The sequence below is a fragment of the Pantoea brenneri genome, assembly GCF_038594305.1.
GTDB classification, from domain to species: Bacteria; Pseudomonadota; Gammaproteobacteria; order Enterobacterales; family Enterobacteriaceae; genus Pantoea; species Pantoea brenneri.
On record NZ_JBCGBG010000003.1, the window covers coordinates 157,393 to 173,121 of the forward strand.

The following is a 15,729-nucleotide window of genomic DNA, read 5'->3' on the forward strand; positions in this document are numbered from 1 at the left end:
ATCTTCCGCTGCGGCGTTGCGACGTCGGCCGGTTAATTACGCTATCATGAGGCTGTTTCTCTTCCAGGGAGTTTTTATGAAACAAATTCGGCTGTTGGCACAATATTACGTGGATTTGATGGTGAAGCTTGGACTGGTGCGGTTCTCGCTGCTGCTGGCCTCGGCGCTGGTGGTGCTGGCGATGATTGTCCAGATGGCGGTCACCATGGTACTGCGTGGGCATGTCGAGAGCATCGACATGGTGCGATCGGTGTTCTTCGGGCTGTTGATCACCCCGTGGGCGGTCTATTTCCTGTCGGTGGTGGTCGATCAGCTGGAGGAATCGCGACAGCGGCTGGCGAGGCTGGTGGATAAACTGGAAGAGATGCGCACCCGCGACCTGGAACTGAATCAGCAGATGAAAGAGACCATCACCCAGCTGAATCAGGAGATCACCGACCGTAAAAAGGCGGAGCAGGCGCGTGAGCAGGTGATGGATAAGCTGCGTGAAGAAGTGACGCGGCGCGAACAGGCGCAGATTGAACTGGAGCAGCAATCCTCCTTCCTGCGTTCGTTTCTTGATGCGTCGCCGGATCTGGTGTTCTATCGCAACATCGACAAACAGTTCTCCGGCTGTAACCGCGCGATGGAACTGCTGACCGGTAAAAGTGAAAAACAGCTTATCGGCCTGACGCCACGCGATATCTACGATGATGAAGCGGCCACTAAAGTGCTGGAAACCGATGAGAAAGTGTTCCGCCACAACGTCTCCCTGACTTATGAACAGTGGCTGCAATATCCGGACGGGCGCAAAGCCTGTTTTGAAATCCGCAAAGTGCCTTATTACGACCGCGTCGGCAAACGCAGCGGGCTGATGGGATTTGGCCGCGATATAACCGAGCGTAAGCGCTACCAGGACGCGTTAGAGAACGCCAGCCGGGAGAAGACCACCTTTATCTCTACTATCAGCCACGAGCTGCGTACGCCGCTTAACGGCATTGTCGGACTGAGCCGTATTCTGCTCGATACCGATCTGAATCAGGAACAGCTGAAATATCTGAAAACCATCCACGTCTCTGCCATCACGCTGGGCAACATCTTCAATGATGTGATTGAAGTGGACAAGATTGAGCGGCGTAAGGTGCAGCTGGATAATCAGCCGCTCGACTTCACCAGCTTCCTCGCCGATTTAGAAAACCTGTCCGGCCTGCTGGCGCAGCCAAAAGGGCTGAAGTTTGTCCTCGCACCACAGTTACCGTTGCCGCACATGATCTCCACCGACGGCACCCGTCTGCGGCAGATTTTGTGGAACCTGATTGGCAATGCCGTCAAGTTCACCCAGCACGGCGAGATCGTAGTGCGGGTGGCGTATCAGCAGGATGAAACGCTGCGCTTTGAGGTACAGGATTCCGGTATGGGCATCCGCCAGGAGGAGCAGGACAAAATCTTCGCCATGTACTATCAGGTGAAGGATCAGCACGGCGGCAAACCGGCTACCGGCACCGGCATTGGCCTGGCGGTATCCCGCCGGCTGGCACAGGCGATGGGCGGCGATATCCGGGTGCAAAGCGCGCCGGGGCAGGGCTCCTGCTTCACCGTTGAGATCAAAGCGCCACGCATTGCTGAAGAGGTGGAAGATGAAGGCGTGGATGACAGCCTGCCTCTGCCGGCGCTGCATGTGCTGCTGGTGGAAGATATCGAACTGAACGTGATTGTGGCGCGCTCGGTGCTGGAGAAGCTGGGCTGCAGCGTCGAGGTGGCGATGACCGGCAGCGACGCGCTGGCGATGTTTGACCCGCTGGAGTTCGATCTGGTGCTGCTGGATATTCAGTTACCAGACATGACCGGTCTGGATGTGTCGCGGGCGATCCGCCAGCAGCACCAGGGCATCCATCTGCCGCCGCTGGTAGCATTGACCGCCAATGTGCTGAAGGACAAAAAAGAGTATTTCGATGCCGGAATGGATGATGTGCTCAGCAAGCCACTGGCGGTACCGGCGCTGACCGCCATCATCAAAAAGTTCTGGGATTATCAGGCGGAGCCGGAGGAGGCGTTGCCGCACGAAGCCGCAGATAAAAGCCAGACGCTGCTGGATATCCCGATGCTGGAGCAGTATCTCGATCTGGTCGGGCCGAGCCTGATTACCCAAAGCCTGACGATGTTTGAAAAGATGATGCCAGGCTATCTTGAAGTGCTCGAATCTAATCTGATGGCGCGCGATCAAAAAGGCATCGCCGAAGAGGGGCACAAAATCAAGGGTGCGGCGGGATCGGTAGGGTTACAACATCTGCAGCAGCTGGCGAAACAGATCCAGAGCCCGGAACTGCCAGCCTGGTGGGATAACGTGGTTGAATGGATTGATGAGCTGAAGCACGAGTGGCGACACGATGTGCAGGTATTGCGCGACTGGGTTGCGGAGCAGGAAGCGTCGTCCGCCAGAAAAAAATGACCCCAGCCGAGGCCGGGGTGCGCGAATACTGCGCCAACACCAGGGAAAAAGTAGCGGTTGCTATGCTTTGAGTAATAAACGCAGCCGCATGGTATTGGTTAACACTGCCTTCACCTTAGCAAATTCATCTTAACGTGTTAGAAGATTCATTAAAATGTGTGATGTTGAGCAGCGTTTAAATACAGAAAACATTAATTTGGCAACACAGTCAAGCAAGGAATCATTTTCTGCGTTGTATTGCGGTTATTTTAATCAGTTATCCCACTTTTTGCGCGCTTTTAACCCGGCGATAGCCGGGTTGCTGGCCCTGTCACCCCTTAAAGCGAAGCGGCGGACGAATCTGGGCCATTAATGCTGCTAACGCGCTGATATTGCTCGCCACCGGCGCAAAATGGCGTGATTTATCCAAAACGTTTTGGAAAGAGAAAAAAGATTTCGCTTATTTACGCTTCCACCCATCAGGTCGGACCTTAACCGGTGGCGAAAGCTTAAGCGACAGACGGTCAATGACCGCGCTATTCTGGCAAGAAATTTACCGGTTATCGGCATGATTTCGGCCAATTAGTGAAAAATACCGAAGACATAAAAACAGGATAGTTAAGCAATGCAAACCATTCAAATTAGTGCTTATTACTAATTATTAAGTGTTTATCTGGAAAGGTAATTAACGGTCGCGGCGAATGGAACCGATTCCTTTCTGACGGAAGTGCTTGAACTATTTCGATCTGTTGCAGCTTTTTAATGCAAAATGTCGACCTGATGTCTGGAAACTGCACGGTCATTTTCACCGATAAAGGCAATAAAAGGTTTTTTTGCGCACTGATTACGCGAGTAATTGATTAACGCCTGAAACAAGTATGGGAAGATTGCATGAGTAAGCATAAAGGAAGCGCCGGACAACGTATTAAACGGATTGCTGTGCGTATTATTCTGGCGTGGCTGGGCATCTGGCTGGCAGGGATTTTGCTGTTTTCATTTTTACCGGTGCCGTTCTCCGCGGTTATGGTTGAGCGCCAGCTCGGTGCCTGGCTTCGCGGCGACTTCAGCTATGTTGCCCATTCGGATTGGGTCGGACACGATGAAATTTCGCCGTGGATGGGCCTGGCGGTGATTGCGTCTGAAGATCAAAAGTTTCCGACCCACTGGGGATTTGACGTCGCGGCGATCGAGTCGGTGCTGGATAACAGCGATAGCCGGATGCGTGGTGCATCTACCCTGTCGCAGCAGACGGCCAAGAACCTGTTTCTGTGGGATGGGCGGAGCTGGGTGCGTAAAGGGCTGGAGGCGGGCCTGACGGTGGGCATTGAGACCGTCTGGACTAAGCGACGTATTCTGACCGTCTATCTGAATATCGCCGAATTCGGGCCTGGGGTGTTTGGTGTGGAGGCGGCGTCACAGCGCTATTTCCACAAGCCGGCCAGCCGATTGACGGCTGGCGAAGCGGCGTTGCTGGCCGCGGTGCTGCCTAATCCTATCCGCTTCCGTGCTGCAACGCCGTCTGGCTATGTGCGGCAGCGGCAGCAGTGGATCCTGCGTCAGATGCGCCAGCTGGGCGGGCAAGGATTTTTACAGCGTAACCGGCTGGACTGAGGGTTAATCCTCGTCGAAACCCGCTTCAAACAGCTCAATGACCGCTGCCAGCGCCGGGATCTCTTCCGGCCCGCTGGCTTCGATTTCAATGTGGCCGCCCTGAGCTGAATCGAGCATCAGCAGCGCAATCACGCTGCTGGCTTCGGCTTCGGTGCCGGCTTCATTGCGCAGCAGCACTTCAGCGTCAAAGCTCTGTACCAGTTCAAACAGCTTCATTGCCGGTCGGGCATGCATACCCAGTTTATTTTTGATTTCGACAGTTTGCTTAACGGTCATGATTTACGCTTTTCCAACGTACGGTGACGTGACTGTACATTCTTGCCGCGTGAACGGAAGTAGTCCGCCAGCTGTTCTGCAATATAGACCGAACGATGTTTCCCGCCGGTACAGCCGATAGCGACAGTCAGATAACTGCGGTTGTTGGTTTCCAGCATCGGCAACCACAGTTCCAGATAACTGCGGGTCTGATAGATGAAGTTGTGCACTTCGGTATGGCGATCGAGAAAGGCAGCCACCGGACGATCGAGGCCGGTCATAGGGCGCAGCTTAGGGTCCCAGTGCGGATTCGGCAGGAAGCGCACGTCAAACACATAATCGGCATCAATCGGGATGCCGTGCTTGAAGCCAAACGACTCAAACACCATCGTCAGCTCACGTTCACGCTTGCCCAGCAGCCGGGTACGCAGCATCTCTGCCAGTTCGTGGACCGACATTTCTGAGGTATCGATGATCAGATCGGCCCGTGAACGCAGTGGCTCCAGCAAATCACTCTCTTCATCAATGGCGCTTTCCAGCGACAGATTTTTACTGGAGAGCGGATGCAGACGGCGGGTGTCGCTGTAGCGGCGAATCAGGGTATTACGATCGGCATCAAGAAACAGCAGCTGGGGTGAAAATGAGTCGGGCAGGTTATTCAGCGCGGTTTCAAAAATCTCAGGGGATTCAGGCATGTTGCGTACGTCAATGCTCACCGCTGCCGAGATGTTGCGCTCCGCCAGCGAGTTGGCCAACTCGGGCAATAGCACCACCGGCAGGTTATCGACGCAGTAAAAACCCATATCTTCCAGCGCGCGTAGCGCCACTGACTTCCCCGAGCCTGACCGACCGCTCACGATCATCAGCACCATGACCTTCTCTCCCGTTTTAAAACCGGCACGCGGCCGGTAAAGACGCTTTACTGCTCTGACTGGCCTTCTGTGATAATGGCATAGAGCTCTTCATCACTTTGCGCGGCGCGCAGACGGCGACAGACGGTTTTATCCGCCAGACGCTTCGCCACCAGTGAAAGGGTGTGCAGGTGAGTTTTGCACTGGTCAGCCGGTACCAGCAGGGCAAACAACAGATCGACCGGCTGATTATCAACGGCATCAAACGCGATCGGCTGTTCAAGGCTGATAAACACCCCGACAGCACGTAGCGTATCCTCTTCCAGTTTACCGTGTGGTATGGCAATGCCGTTGCCAATACCGGTACTGCCCATGCGTTCACGGGTGAGGATCGCTTCAAAAAGCGTCTGGTGCGGCAGGTTGAGCTGCTTAGCGGCCAGTTCGCTGATGATTTCCAGCGCGCGTTTTTTGCTCTGGCAGTGTACGCCGCTGCGGGTGCAGTCAGGCGAAAGCACTGTGCTCAATTCCAGTGTTAGATCGTTGTTCATTATCGTTTCACTTGCGAGTTAACCTGGCCATCAGCCACCAGCGTATCATGATGCTGGCAGTAAATGGCGCTTGCTTAGATGACAAAACGGGGCGGATTATCCGCCCCATCCTGTCGGCTCTGCGCGGCAGGCGCGCGTAGCTAGCGTGAAGGTTAGTGTTTTTTCAGTTTATCTTTGTGTTTGGTCAGCTGACGGGCGAGCTTGTCGATCAACCCGTCAATCGCCGCATACATATCTTCCGCTTCGGACGTGGCGTGCAGCTCGCCACCGTTTATGTGCAGCGTTGCGTCAGCCACCTGGGTGACTTTCTCAACTTTCAGCACAATATAAACCTGATTGATATGTTCGAAATAGTGTTCCAGTTTGGCAAATTTACCGCTGACGAAATCGCGCAGTGGTGCGGTGATTTCAACATTTTGCCCGGTAAGGTTCAGCTGCATAGGTCTTCCTTCTCATTTCTGTCAAACCAGCTGTTTGCGCTGGTTCGATGGCGGGATGGATAAAGACTCGCGGTATTTGGCGACGGTACGACGTGCCACCATGATCCCTTGATCAGATAACATGGAGGTGAGTTTACTGTCGCTCAAGGGTTTGGCTGGATTTTCCGCCGAGATTAATTTTTTCACCAGTGCGCGAATGGCTGTCGATGAGGCTTCGCCGCCACCTTCAGTATTCACGTGACTGGAGAAAAAGTACTTCAGTTCAAAAATGCCTCGCGGACTGTGCAGATACTTTTGCGTAGTGACGCGGGAAATGGTCGATTCGTGCATCTCAACCGCCTGGGCGATATCGGCCAGCACCATCGGGCGCATAAACTCTTCGCCCTGTTCAAAGAAGGCCTGCTGCTGCTCGACAATACAGCGTGTCACTTTCAGCAGCGTATCGTTGCGGCTTTCCAGGCTTTTAATCAGCCAGCGCGCTTCCTGCAGGTTGCTGCGAATGAACTGACTGTCGCTGTCGTTACGCGTCGCCCCGCTCATGGCGGCATACTGCTGGTTGATCTTGAGGCGCGGGACGCTGTCGGCGTTCAGTTCAACCGTCCAGCGGCTGCCGACTTTCCGCACCAGCACGTCGGGGATCACATATTCCGGTTCACCGGTATTAATTGACTGACCGGGACGCGGGTCCAGCGACTGAATTAACATCATCGCCTCTTTCAGCACCTCTTCTTTGAGGCGCGTCACCCGCATCAGGCTGCGAAAATCGTGGTTGGCCAGCAGATCCAGATGTTCACTGACGATCAGGCGGGCTTCCGCCAGCATCGGCGTCTCGGGCGCATATTGCGACAGCTGCACCAGCAGACAGTCGCGCAGATCGCGCGCACCGACGCCAACCGGATCAAAGCGCTGAATGCGTTTCAGCACCGCTTCGACTTCATCGGCCTCAAGCTCATCGTTGCCGATGCTGTCGAGGATCTCGTCAAGCGAAACGGTGAGGTATCCGGTATCGTCGATCGCATCCACGATCGAAGTGGCAATAGCGCGGTCAGTATCGCTAAATGGCGTTAGCTCAACCTGCCACATCAGGTAATCCTGCAGTGACTGGGTGGTTTCGCCCTGATAAACCGGTAACTCATCATCCTGATAATCGGTACCGGTCCCGGATGGCGTGCCGGCGGTGTAGATTTCATCCCAGGTCGCGTCCAGCGGCAGCTCGTCAGGCATCTCTTTCTGCTCAAGCGCTTCACGGGTATCCAGCGCTTCGCCTTCAGGAGCCTCACGAGAGTCGATTTCATCATGCAGGTCGGTTTGTTCAAGCAGCGGATTACTTTCCAGTGCCAGCTGTAACTCCTGCTGGAGTTCAAGCGTAGAGAGTTGCAGCAGACGAATCGCCTGCTGCAACTGCGGTGTCATCGCCAGCTGTTGGCTGAGCCTGAGTTGCAAACCTTGCTTCATAGACAGGATGGTAGTTCCCAGGTAAACATCAGTATTTACGACACCTTATCAGAGTCTGAACTCTTCACCCAAATAAACCCGCTTAACCTGCTCATCTGCCAGAATTTCATTCGGCGTACCGTGCGCGATCAGGTGGCCCTGACTGACGATATATGCCCGTTCGCACACCGCTAAGGTTTCGCGCACGTTATGGTCGGTAATCAACACGCCAAGGCCGCTGTCACGCAAATGCTCAATGATTTTCTTGATGTCGATGACCGAGATCGGGTCGACACCCGCAAACGGTTCATCCAGCAGGATAAATTTAGGGTTGGCGGCCAGCGCGCGGGCGATCTCGACCCGGCGACGTTCACCGCCGGAGAGCGCCTGACCCATGCTGTCGCGCAGGTGCTCAATGTGAAACTCTTCCATCAGCTCGTTGGCGCGATCCTGACGCTGCTCTTCGGTGAGGTCGTCACGGATTTGCAGAACCGCCATCAGGTTATCGTAGACGCTGAGGCGACGGAAAATAGAGGCCTCCTGCGGCAGATAGCCGATACCGCGACGCGCACGGGCATGCAGCGGCAGGATACTGATATCTTCGTCATCGATAATAATGCGTCCCGCATCGCGCGGCACAATGCCGACCACCATGTAAAAGGTGGTGGTTTTACCGGCACCGTTGGGACCCAGCAGGCCGACAATCTCGCCTGACTTTACCTGCAGACTGACATCTTCTACCACGCGACGGCCTTTATATGCCTTCGCCAGGTTTTCTGCGATTAATGTGGCCATAGCTATCAGTTACTCTTCTTTCCGCTGTTGGACGAACCTTTATCCTGCAGTTGCGACGGCACCAGCACGGTGGTGACGCGCTTATTCTGGCCCTGGCTGTAAGCCTGCATTTTCTGCTCTTTCACCAGATAGGTAATGCGATCGCCCTTGATGTTGCTGTCCTGCTGCTCAATGAAGGCGTTGCCGGTCAGTTCAACAAAGTCGTTAGCCAGTTCATAGTGCAGTTTTGCCGCATGGCCCTGCACCGGTTTGCCGCTGTCCTGCATCTGGTAGAAGGTGGCAGGATTGCCGTACGCATCGACGATGGTTTTCTTGCTGTCGCCGCCCGGACGGGTCACCACCACTTTATCAGCGGTGATTTTGATCGAACCCTGAGTGACGATAACGTTGCCGGTAAAGGTCGCGACATTGCCCTGCAGATCCAGCGCCTGGTTCTGCGAGTCAATATTGACGGGCTTATCCGAGTCACCGGTCAGGGCCAGCGCAGGCACGCTGCTCGCCAGCAGCATGCTGGCGAGTAAAAGCTTAAGGCTATTTTTGTTCATTTTGAATTTCATAAGAAGTTTTGACCTTTTCGATTAACTCGGCGTTTTTTGTCCGTAAATTGCCGCGCATTTTCATGCCGGTGGAGTTAAAACTGCGGCCATACAGCGTCACCTGGTCGTCAGAGGTAACGTCCTGAGTGACAAGGTTAACCTGCGCATTGTCGGTTTTGACCCGGTCAAGCTGGGAATCCTGTGTCAGCGTATTCAGTTCCACATGACCATACAGATAAAGCATACGATCTTTGGTGAGCTTTGCTTTGTCGGCACGGAGTGTCCAGGTCGGCACTTTATTTTCGTCGTAGGTGGTCATCACCGGATTATCGAACCAGCTCAGTTCCTGATCCGAAAAGTAGGTCACTTTATCGGAAACCAGCTTATACGACAGTGCACCCTGTGGGTTATAAACCACGGTGTGGGAATCCGCACTGGTATAGGTCGGTGCCTGGTTATCGGTGGCAACCGGCGTATTCTCATCCTGGTTGGTAAGATTCCAGCCGATTAAAACCAGTGCAATCAAGGTCAGAATCAGCGTCATCCAACGCCTGCTTTTACTCATACTGATTGCCCTTTGGCATCCTCAAATTTGTCCTGCGACATTAAGATCAGGTCGCAAACTTCACGTACCGCGCCACGTCCGCCCGCAATGCGCGTCACGTAGTGCGCGCGCGGCAACAGCACCGGATGTGCATCCGCAACCGCCACGCTTAATCCCACTTTTGCCATCACCGGCCAGTCGATCAGGTCGTCACCAATATAGGCGACCTGTTGATCGGAAAGAGACAGTTTATCCAGAAGTTCGCCATAGGCCAAAAGCTTATCCGATTGTCCCTGATAAAGATGACGAATGCCGAGCGTTTTACAGCGATCTTCCATCAGGCGGGCATTCCGGCCGGTAATAATAGCCACTTCCACATCTGAGGTCAGCAGGCAACGAATACCGTAGCCGTCGCGCACATTAAACGCCTTCAGCTCTTCACCATTATTGCCCATGTAGATCACCCCGTCGGACATCACGCCATCGACGTCGCAAATCAGTAGGCGAATCTGGCTGGCGCGAGCCATCACCTCGGCGCTGACCGGGCCATAGCAGGTATCAATCGGGGGAGTTGCCAGTTGCATTGTCTTTTCCTGTTCAGACTACGCCAGCGCGCAGCATGTCATGCATATGTACCACACCGAGCAGATGGTCGTCATCGGCGACCAGGATCGAGGTAATGTTTTTGGTTTGCATCAGGTTGAGCGCTTCAACCGCCAGCATGTTCGGCCGCACGCGAATGCCGCCTGGCGTCATCACTTCACCTATGGTGGCGCGCTGGAAATCGATACCCATATCGAAGATGCGGCGCAGGTCACCATCGGTAAAGATGCCTTCAATCTTCATCAGATCGTCAACAATCACCGTCAACCCGAGGTTTTTGCGGGTAATTTCCAGCAGCGCATCACGCAGCGAGGCATCGCGCGTGACGTGCGGCAGTTCATCGCCGCTGTGCATGATATCGGCCACGTGCAGCAGCAGTTTACGTCCGAGTGCGCCGCCGGGGTGGGAGAGCGCAAAGTCTTCGGCGGTGAAGCCGCGCGCTTCCAGCAGTGAAACGGCCAGCGCATCGCCCATTACCAGCGTGGCGGTAGTGCTGCTGGTGGGAGCCAGACCGAGCGGGCACGCCTCCTGCGGGACACTGACGCACAGATGCACATCGGCAGCCCGGGCCATCGCACTTTCTGGCCGGCCGGTCATGCAGATCAGGGTGATATTCTGCCGCTTTAGCACCGGAATCAGCGCGAGAATTTCATTCGACTCGCCGCTGTTGGAGATGGCAATCACCACGTCATTCTTGCTGACCATGCCGAGATCGCCATGGCTGGCTTCCGCCGGATGAACGAAAAAGGCGGGCGTGCCGGTGCTGGCAAAGGTGGCGGCCATTTTTTTGCCAATGTGGCCTGACTTGCCCATCCCCATCACCACCACTTTACCCTGGCAGGCGTAAATCCGGGCGCAGGCGCGGGCAAAATCGTCGTTAATGTACTGATCGAGCTGCTCCAGACCTTCGCGCTCGATGCGCAATACCGCTTTGCCTGCGCGCTGGAAATCAAAAACTGCCGGTTGCTGATATGACATGGTCAGTCTGTCCTTGTTAGCCGTCCATGAACGCTGGCTGTACCCACAGCAGCGTCACCCAGACGAAGAAACCACAGAGTAAAAGTGCGCCTGCCGTATGGCCAACGCGTCGGCGACGTAACAGGCAGAGCAGGGCGAACAGTACGCTGACGCCGAGCATCACCCAGTAATCACGGGCGAACGCGTGGTAATCGATGCTGCCAGGATGCATCAGCGCCGGCAGGCCGAGTACGATAGCAATATTATAAATGTTGGCGCCGATCAGGTTACCGATCGCGATATCATCTTCGCCTTTTAGCGCACCAGCAATCACCGTCGCCAGCTCGGGCAGGCTGGTGCCGACGGCAATCAGCGTCAGACCCATCACCAGTTCACTGACGCCAAAATAGTCGGCAAACACCGTGGCGTTGTCGATCACCATCCGGGTCGACATCGGCAGGATAATCAGGGCGACGGCCAGCCAGAGAAACGCCACCGTGTTGCCGCTCTCTTCGCGCGGTAATTCCGCCAGCTGTTCACGGGTCAGGGTGTCGTTGTTATCACGCTCCGCTTTACGCGCAATGCGGATCACCACCATCAGATAAACCGCGGCGATGGCGATCAATCCAATGCCATCCAGTCGGCTAAGCTGGTTATCAAACAGCATAAAACCGCTGAGCAACGTCACCAGCAGCATTAAAGGGAGTTCACGACGAATCAGATTAGAGTGTACGCTGAGTGGATGCATTAACGCAGCGGCACCCAGGATCAGTAAAATGTTGGTAATATTCGAGCCCAGCGCGGTACCGACAGCAAGATCCATCTGGCCATGCTGCGCGGCCGAGAAGGAGAGAATCATCTCGGGCAACGAGGTGCCGATGCTGACGACGGTCATGCCAATGATCAAGGGTGGAATACCAAACGATCGACAGAGTATCGAGGCGCTAAACACCAGACGATCGGCACCATAAGCCAGTAAAAGCAAACCGATAATCAGCAGTGCAGAAGCTACGAACATGAAAAATCCTTGCGTAAAAACCCCAGCCCGGCACGCCTTGTCCGGCGGGTTTCAGGTTCTGTGCGATATAACAGGCGCTGATTTTGACCGTCTGAAAGGCAAAAGTAAATTTAATGGCCGTTTTCGCCAAATGTTAGCGATAAGTTTCTGTAAAGCTATCGTGAATCAGGACCGAACAGGCTACCATCGTAACCCATGTTTACGCCCGATCCTTACAAGAGGTAATAATGATCCAGCAGCAGACGAATCTGGTCGAGGTTCGTGGCGTGAGTTTTTCGCGCGGAGATCGCCAAATCTTCGATGACATTTCGCTGACCGTACCGAAAGGCAAAGTGACAGCGATAATGGGACCTTCGGGGATCGGTAAAACCACTCTGCTACGCTTGATTGGGGGTCAGCTTCAGCCGACCCGTGGCGAAATCTATTTCCGTGGCGAAAACATCCCGTCATTATCTCGCGCTAAGTTGTATGAGGCGCGTAAAAAAATGAGCATGCTGTTCCAGTCAGGCGCGCTGTTTACCGACTTAACGGTGTATGAAAATGTCGCCTGGCCGCTGCGTGAACACACCCGCCTGCCGGCTCCGTTACTGCACAGTACGGTATTAATGAAGCTGGAAGCGGTCGGTCTGCGTGGCGCCGCCCAGCTGAAACCGGCTGAGCTGTCGGGCGGAATGGCGCGGCGCGTTGCGCTGGCGCGTGCCATTGCCTTAGAACCTGAACTGATTATGTTCGACGAACCCTTTGTCGGACAGGACCCGATTACCATGGGCGTGCTGGTTAAGCTGATTGATGAACTTAACCACGCGCTGGGACTGACCTGTATTGTGGTGTCGCACGACGTACCGGAAGTATTAAGTATTGCGGACTACGCCTATATCGTGGCCGGACAGAAAATTATCGCACACGGCACCACGCCGGAACTGCGAGAAAACAACGATCCGCGTGTCCGCCAGTTTATTGATGGAGAAGCGGATGGTCCGGTTCCATTCCGTTTTCCTGCCGGCGACTATCTCGCTGATTTAACCGGCTCAGGGAGTAACTAAACTGATGGTGTTGAAGGCGCTGGCGACATTTGGACGTCAGGGAATTGAAACGTGCGCCAGTTTTGGCCGCGCAGGATTAATGCTGTTTCATGCGCTGGTGGGCAAACCAGCGTTCCGCAGACACACGCCGCTACTGATTAAGCAACTGTATAGCGTCGGCGTGCTGTCGCTGCTGATCATCGTGGTTTCCGGTCTGTTTATCGGCATGGTGCTTGGCCTTCAGGGTTACCTGGTCTTAACCACTTACGGCGCAGAAACCAGTCTCGGTATGCTGGTGGCGCTGTCATTGCTGCGTGAACTGGGACCGGTGGTGACCGCGCTGCTGTTCGCCGGACGGGCCGGGTCCGCGCTGACCGCCGAAATCGGCCTGATGAAAGCCACCGAACAGCTCTCCAGTATGGAGATGATGGCGGTTGACCCGTTACGACGGGTGGTGTCGCCGCGTTTCTGGGCCGGTTTTATCAGCATGCCGCTGCTGACGCTGATTTTCACCGCGGTGGGTATCGCCGGTGGGGCGCTGGTCGGCGTGAGCTGGAAAGGGATTGATCCTGGTTTCTTCTGGTCGGCGATGCAGAATGCCGTTGATTTTCGTACCGATGTCGTTAACTGCCTGATTAAAAGCGCGGTGTTTGCTATCACCGTAACGTGGATAGCGCTGTTTAACGGCTATGATGCGATTCCAACCTCTGAAGGGATCAGTCGCGCGACGACGCGCACCGTGGTGCACGCGTCACTGGCGGTGCTCGGATTGGATTTTGTGCTGACAGCACTGATGTTTGGGAATTGATGCAATGCAAAGCAAAAAAAGCGAAATCTGGGTTGGCATTTTCATGATCATGGCGTTACTGGCTGCGCTGTTTCTTGCGCTGCGCGTCGCCGATTTAAAGTCGATGGGCACCGAGCCGACGTGGAAGCTCTACGCGACCTTTGACAATATTGGCGGCCTGAAAGCCAGTTCGCCGGTAAAAATTGGCGGCGTGGTGATTGGCCGGGTAACCGATATTGAACTGGAACCGAAAACGCTGCTGCCGCGTGTCACCATGGACATCAGCGATCAGTACGCTAATAAAATTTCAGACACCAGTTCGCTGGCGATCCGGACACAAGGATTGCTGGGGGAACAATTTCTGGCGCTTAACTTAGGCTTTGACGATCCTGAACTGGGTTCGTCGATGCTGAAAGATGGCGACACGTTACGTGATACCAAGTCGGCGATGGTACTGGAAGACCTGATTGGTCAGTTCCTCTACAAGAGCGGCGACAACAAACAAAATAATGACAGTAAGGATGCGCAGGGCAGCGAGAATGCCGCACCTGCGGTACCGGCTCAACCTTAAAACAAGAGGGTATACTATGTTTAAACGTTTACTGATGATTGCCATGCTGGTGGTGGCGGTGCCGCTGACGGCCAATGCGGCAGCCGACCAGAGCAATCCCTACAAACTGATGAACGAAGCGGCGCAGAAGACCTTTACCCGTCTTAAGAATGAGCAGCCGAAAATCAAGCAGGACCCGAACTACCTGCGCGACATCGTACGTCAGGAACTGCTGCCGTATGTGCAGATTAAATATGCCGGCGCACTGGTGCTGGGCCGCTACTACCGCGACTCTACTCCTGCACAGCGTGAAGCCTACTTCAGCGCCTTTGGTGATTATCTGGCACAGGCTTACGGCCAGGCCTTAGCGTTGTATCACGGTCAGACCTACCAGATTCAGCCTGAACAGCCGTTAGGCGACGCTAAAATTGTCGCAATCCGCGTTTCGATTATCGACCCGAATGGCCGTCCTCCGGTTCGCCTCGACTTCCAGTGGCGCAAGAACAGTCAGACCGGCAACTGGCAGGCGTATGACATGATCGCCGAAGGTGTCAGCATGATCACCACCAAGCAAAATGAGTGGAGCGATCTGTTACGTACCAAAGGCATTGATGGCCTGACCGCGCAGCTGAAATCATCCGCGGCGCAGCCGATTACGCTGGATAAACAGCAATAATGCGCGAATCGTTAAGCTGGCAGCGTGAAGCCAGCACGCTATTACTGAAAGGCGAGCTGGACCGCGATACGCTGCTCAGCCTGTGGCAGCAGCGCGACACGCTGATCAAAGATGTTGATATTATTGATGTCGCCGCGCTGGAGCGGGTCGATTCCTCCGGGCTGGCGCTGCTGGTGCATCTGCGTGAAATCGCCCGGGCCCAGGGCATTACTCCCCGGTTCGCCGGCATCAGCGACAAACTGCAGTCGCTGATTACCCTTTACAATCTGCAACAGATTATTGTTTCTGCGGATAAAAGCGCCTGATTTCCGGTCGTTACGCTAAGCCCCTGTTTTACACAGGGGCTTTTGCGTATTTAAGAGTCAGCCGCTTTCCTCTAAGATGTCTCCCTTATTATTATCAGGTGAAGTTAAGCGCAATGGAAAACAGTGAAATTCAGGCCGTGCTGATGGCAGCATTGCCTTTAGATGAAGTGCATGTGATGAGCAATGATGGCAGCCACTTTCAGGTTATCGCCGTCGGCGAACTGTTTGGTGAGCTGAGCCGCGTTAAGAAGCAGCAGGCTGTTTACGCGCCGCTGATGGAGTTCATCGCGGATAACCGCATTCATGCTGTCTCCATCAAAACCTATACTCCCGCTGAATGGGCGCGTGACCGTAAACTCAACGGTTTCTGATCCGTCAGCCTGGTGAACT

19 protein-coding genes are annotated in these 15,729 nt (G+C 54.6%); 8 read left to right on the top strand and 11 right to left on the bottom strand.

The genetic code is table 11. From position 1 onward, the window contains the following. Positions 1–76: 76 nt before the first annotated feature. Both arcB and mtgA read left to right on the top strand, forming a co-directional pair. Positions 77–2,428, top strand: a complete 2,352-nt coding sequence (gene arcB / locus AABB92_RS14320; protein ID WP_031375454.1) for an aerobic respiration two-component sensor histidine kinase ArcB — start codon at positions 77–79, stop codon at positions 2,426–2,428. Positions 2,429–3,298: 870 nt separating this feature from the next. Beyond that, complete coding sequence (gene mtgA, locus AABB92_RS14325; RefSeq protein WP_031375453.1) at positions 3,299–4,018, top strand: monofunctional biosynthetic peptidoglycan transglycosylase; 720 nt, start codon at positions 3,299–3,301, stop codon at positions 4,016–4,018. A gap of 3 nt (positions 4,019–4,021) precedes the next feature. On the opposite strand, the gene npr is transcribed toward mtgA, so the two are convergent. The 11 genes from npr to AABB92_RS14380 form a co-directional block, all read right to left on the bottom strand. Beyond that, positions 4,022–4,294: a PTS phosphocarrier protein NPr gene (gene npr / locus AABB92_RS14330; protein ID WP_031375452.1), complete on the bottom strand. Its 273-nt coding sequence runs from the start codon at positions 4,292–4,294 to the stop codon at positions 4,022–4,024. After that, a complete protein-coding gene (gene rapZ / locus AABB92_RS14335) occupies positions 4,291–5,145 on the bottom strand; it encodes an RNase adapter RapZ (protein ID WP_003851114.1) in 855 nt (284 codons plus the stop codon). The genes npr and rapZ overlap by 4 nt, the downstream gene beginning before the upstream one ends. A 47-nt stretch (positions 5,146–5,192) precedes the next feature. Then, complete coding sequence (ptsN, locus tag AABB92_RS14340) at positions 5,193–5,672, bottom strand: PTS IIA-like nitrogen regulatory protein PtsN (RefSeq protein ID WP_031375451.1); 480 nt, start codon at positions 5,670–5,672, stop codon at positions 5,193–5,195. Between the two features lie 152 nt (positions 5,673–5,824). Beyond that, a complete protein-coding gene (hpf, locus tag AABB92_RS14345; RefSeq protein ID WP_031375450.1) occupies positions 5,825–6,112 on the bottom strand; it encodes a ribosome hibernation promoting factor in 288 nt (95 codons plus the stop codon). Positions 6,113–6,133: 21 nt separating this feature from the next. Then, positions 6,134–7,567 (bottom strand): RNA polymerase factor sigma-54, encoded by a 1,434-nt coding sequence (gene rpoN, locus AABB92_RS14350; RefSeq protein WP_046289153.1) that lies wholly within the window; start codon positions 7,565–7,567, stop codon positions 6,134–6,136. A gap of 48 nt (positions 7,568–7,615) precedes the next feature. Continuing rightward, the gene (gene lptB, locus AABB92_RS14355) at positions 7,616–8,341 is read right to left on the bottom strand and encodes an LPS export ABC transporter ATP-binding protein (protein ID WP_031375449.1); all 726 of its coding nucleotides are present in this window, start codon (positions 8,339–8,341) and stop codon (positions 7,616–7,618) included. 5 nt (positions 8,342–8,346) lie between these two features. Further along, the gene (gene lptA / locus AABB92_RS14360) at positions 8,347–8,898 is read right to left on the bottom strand and encodes a lipopolysaccharide ABC transporter substrate-binding protein LptA (protein ID WP_031375448.1); all 552 of its coding nucleotides are present in this window, start codon (positions 8,896–8,898) and stop codon (positions 8,347–8,349) included. Continuing rightward, the gene (gene lptC, locus AABB92_RS14365; RefSeq protein WP_031375447.1) at positions 8,873–9,442 is read right to left on the bottom strand and encodes an LPS export ABC transporter periplasmic protein LptC; all 570 of its coding nucleotides are present in this window, start codon (positions 9,440–9,442) and stop codon (positions 8,873–8,875) included. The genes lptA and lptC overlap by 26 nt, the downstream gene beginning before the upstream one ends. Next, the gene (gene kdsC, locus AABB92_RS14370; RefSeq protein WP_031375446.1) at positions 9,439–10,005 is read right to left on the bottom strand and encodes a 3-deoxy-manno-octulosonate-8-phosphatase KdsC; all 567 of its coding nucleotides are present in this window, start codon (positions 10,003–10,005) and stop codon (positions 9,439–9,441) included. Before kdsC ends, lptC begins: the two co-directional genes overlap by 4 nt. Positions 10,006–10,018: 13 nt before the next feature. Next, entirely contained in the window at positions 10,019–11,002 is a 984-nt protein-coding gene (gene kdsD / locus AABB92_RS14375; RefSeq protein WP_031375445.1) for an arabinose-5-phosphate isomerase KdsD, read from the bottom strand. 16 nt (positions 11,003–11,018) lie between these two features. Further along, the gene (locus tag AABB92_RS14380) at positions 11,019–11,999 is read right to left on the bottom strand and encodes a calcium/sodium antiporter (protein WP_031375444.1); all 981 of its coding nucleotides are present in this window, start codon (positions 11,997–11,999) and stop codon (positions 11,019–11,021) included. A gap of 227 nt (positions 12,000–12,226) precedes the next feature. Here AABB92_RS14380 and mlaF point away from each other — a divergent pair, with 227 nt between their 5' ends. From mlaF to ibaG, 6 genes are all read left to right on the top strand, one after another. Next, complete coding sequence (gene mlaF / locus AABB92_RS14385) at positions 12,227–13,042, top strand: phospholipid ABC transporter ATP-binding protein MlaF (RefSeq protein WP_031375443.1); 816 nt, start codon at positions 12,227–12,229, stop codon at positions 13,040–13,042. A 4-nt stretch (positions 13,043–13,046) separates the two neighbouring features. Then, positions 13,047–13,829, top strand: coding sequence for a lipid asymmetry maintenance ABC transporter permease subunit MlaE (gene mlaE / locus AABB92_RS14390; RefSeq protein WP_031375442.1), 783 nt, complete (start codon positions 13,047–13,049; stop codon positions 13,827–13,829). A gap of 4 nt (positions 13,830–13,833) precedes the next feature. Further along, on the top strand, positions 13,834–14,379 hold the full coding sequence (mlaD, locus tag AABB92_RS14395; protein ID WP_031375441.1) for an outer membrane lipid asymmetry maintenance protein MlaD: 546 nt from the start codon (positions 13,834–13,836) through the stop codon (positions 14,377–14,379). Positions 14,380–14,395: 16 nt separating this feature from the next. Next, complete coding sequence (mlaC, locus tag AABB92_RS14400) at positions 14,396–15,034, top strand: phospholipid-binding protein MlaC (RefSeq protein ID WP_031375440.1); 639 nt, start codon at positions 14,396–14,398, stop codon at positions 15,032–15,034. Then, on the top strand, positions 15,034–15,339 hold the full coding sequence (mlaB, locus tag AABB92_RS14405; protein WP_031375439.1) for a lipid asymmetry maintenance protein MlaB: 306 nt from the start codon (positions 15,034–15,036) through the stop codon (positions 15,337–15,339). The genes mlaC and mlaB overlap by 1 nt, the downstream gene beginning before the upstream one ends. A 113-nt stretch (positions 15,340–15,452) precedes the next feature. Further along, entirely contained in the window at positions 15,453–15,710 is a 258-nt protein-coding gene (ibaG, locus tag AABB92_RS14410; protein ID WP_010251880.1) for a BolA family iron metabolism protein IbaG, read from the top strand. Positions 15,711–15,729 lie beyond the last annotated feature (19 nt).

Bases quoted from the DNA above. Each gene is read 5' to 3' on its own strand.
- arcB (WP_031375454.1), top strand. From the start codon at position 77: ATGAAACAAATTCGGCTGTTGGCACAATATTACGTGGATTTGATGGTG.
- mtgA (WP_031375453.1), top strand. From the start codon at position 3,299: ATGAGTAAGCATAAAGGAAGCGCCGGACAACGTATTAAACGGATTGCT.
- npr (WP_031375452.1), bottom strand. From the start codon at position 4,294: ATGACCGTTAAGCAAACTGTCGAAATCAAAAATAAACTGGGTATGCAT.
- rapZ (WP_003851114.1), bottom strand. From the start codon at position 5,145: ATGGTGCTGATGATCGTGAGCGGTCGGTCAGGCTCGGGGAAGTCAGTG.
- ptsN (WP_031375451.1), bottom strand. From the start codon at position 5,672: ATGAACAACGATCTAACACTGGAATTGAGCACAGTGCTTTCGCCTGAC.
- hpf (WP_031375450.1), bottom strand. From the start codon at position 6,112: ATGCAGCTGAACCTTACCGGGCAAAATGTTGAAATCACCGCACCACTG.
- rpoN (WP_046289153.1), bottom strand. From the start codon at position 7,567: ATGAAGCAAGGTTTGCAACTCAGGCTCAGCCAACAGCTGGCGATGACA.
- lptB (WP_031375449.1), bottom strand. From the start codon at position 8,341: ATGGCCACATTAATCGCAGAAAACCTGGCGAAGGCATATAAAGGCCGT.
- lptA (WP_031375448.1), bottom strand. From the start codon at position 8,898: ATGAAATTCAAAATGAACAAAAATAGCCTTAAGCTTTTACTCGCCAGC.
- lptC (WP_031375447.1), bottom strand. From the start codon at position 9,442: ATGAGTAAAAGCAGGCGTTGGATGACGCTGATTCTGACCTTGATTGCA.
- kdsC (WP_031375446.1), bottom strand. From the start codon at position 10,005: ATGCAACTGGCAACTCCCCCGATTGATACCTGCTATGGCCCGGTCAGC.
- kdsD (WP_031375445.1), bottom strand. From the start codon at position 11,002: ATGTCATATCAGCAACCGGCAGTTTTTGATTTCCAGCGCGCAGGCAAA.
- AABB92_RS14380 (WP_031375444.1), bottom strand. From the start codon at position 11,999: ATGTTCGTAGCTTCTGCACTGCTGATTATCGGTTTGCTTTTACTGGCT.
- mlaF (WP_031375443.1), top strand. From the start codon at position 12,227: ATGATCCAGCAGCAGACGAATCTGGTCGAGGTTCGTGGCGTGAGTTTT.
- mlaE (WP_031375442.1), top strand. From the start codon at position 13,047: ATGGTGTTGAAGGCGCTGGCGACATTTGGACGTCAGGGAATTGAAACG.
- mlaD (WP_031375441.1), top strand. From the start codon at position 13,834: ATGCAAAGCAAAAAAAGCGAAATCTGGGTTGGCATTTTCATGATCATG.
- mlaC (WP_031375440.1), top strand. From the start codon at position 14,396: ATGTTTAAACGTTTACTGATGATTGCCATGCTGGTGGTGGCGGTGCCG.
- mlaB (WP_031375439.1), top strand. From the start codon at position 15,034: ATGCGCGAATCGTTAAGCTGGCAGCGTGAAGCCAGCACGCTATTACTG.
- ibaG (WP_010251880.1), top strand. From the start codon at position 15,453: ATGGAAAACAGTGAAATTCAGGCCGTGCTGATGGCAGCATTGCCTTTA.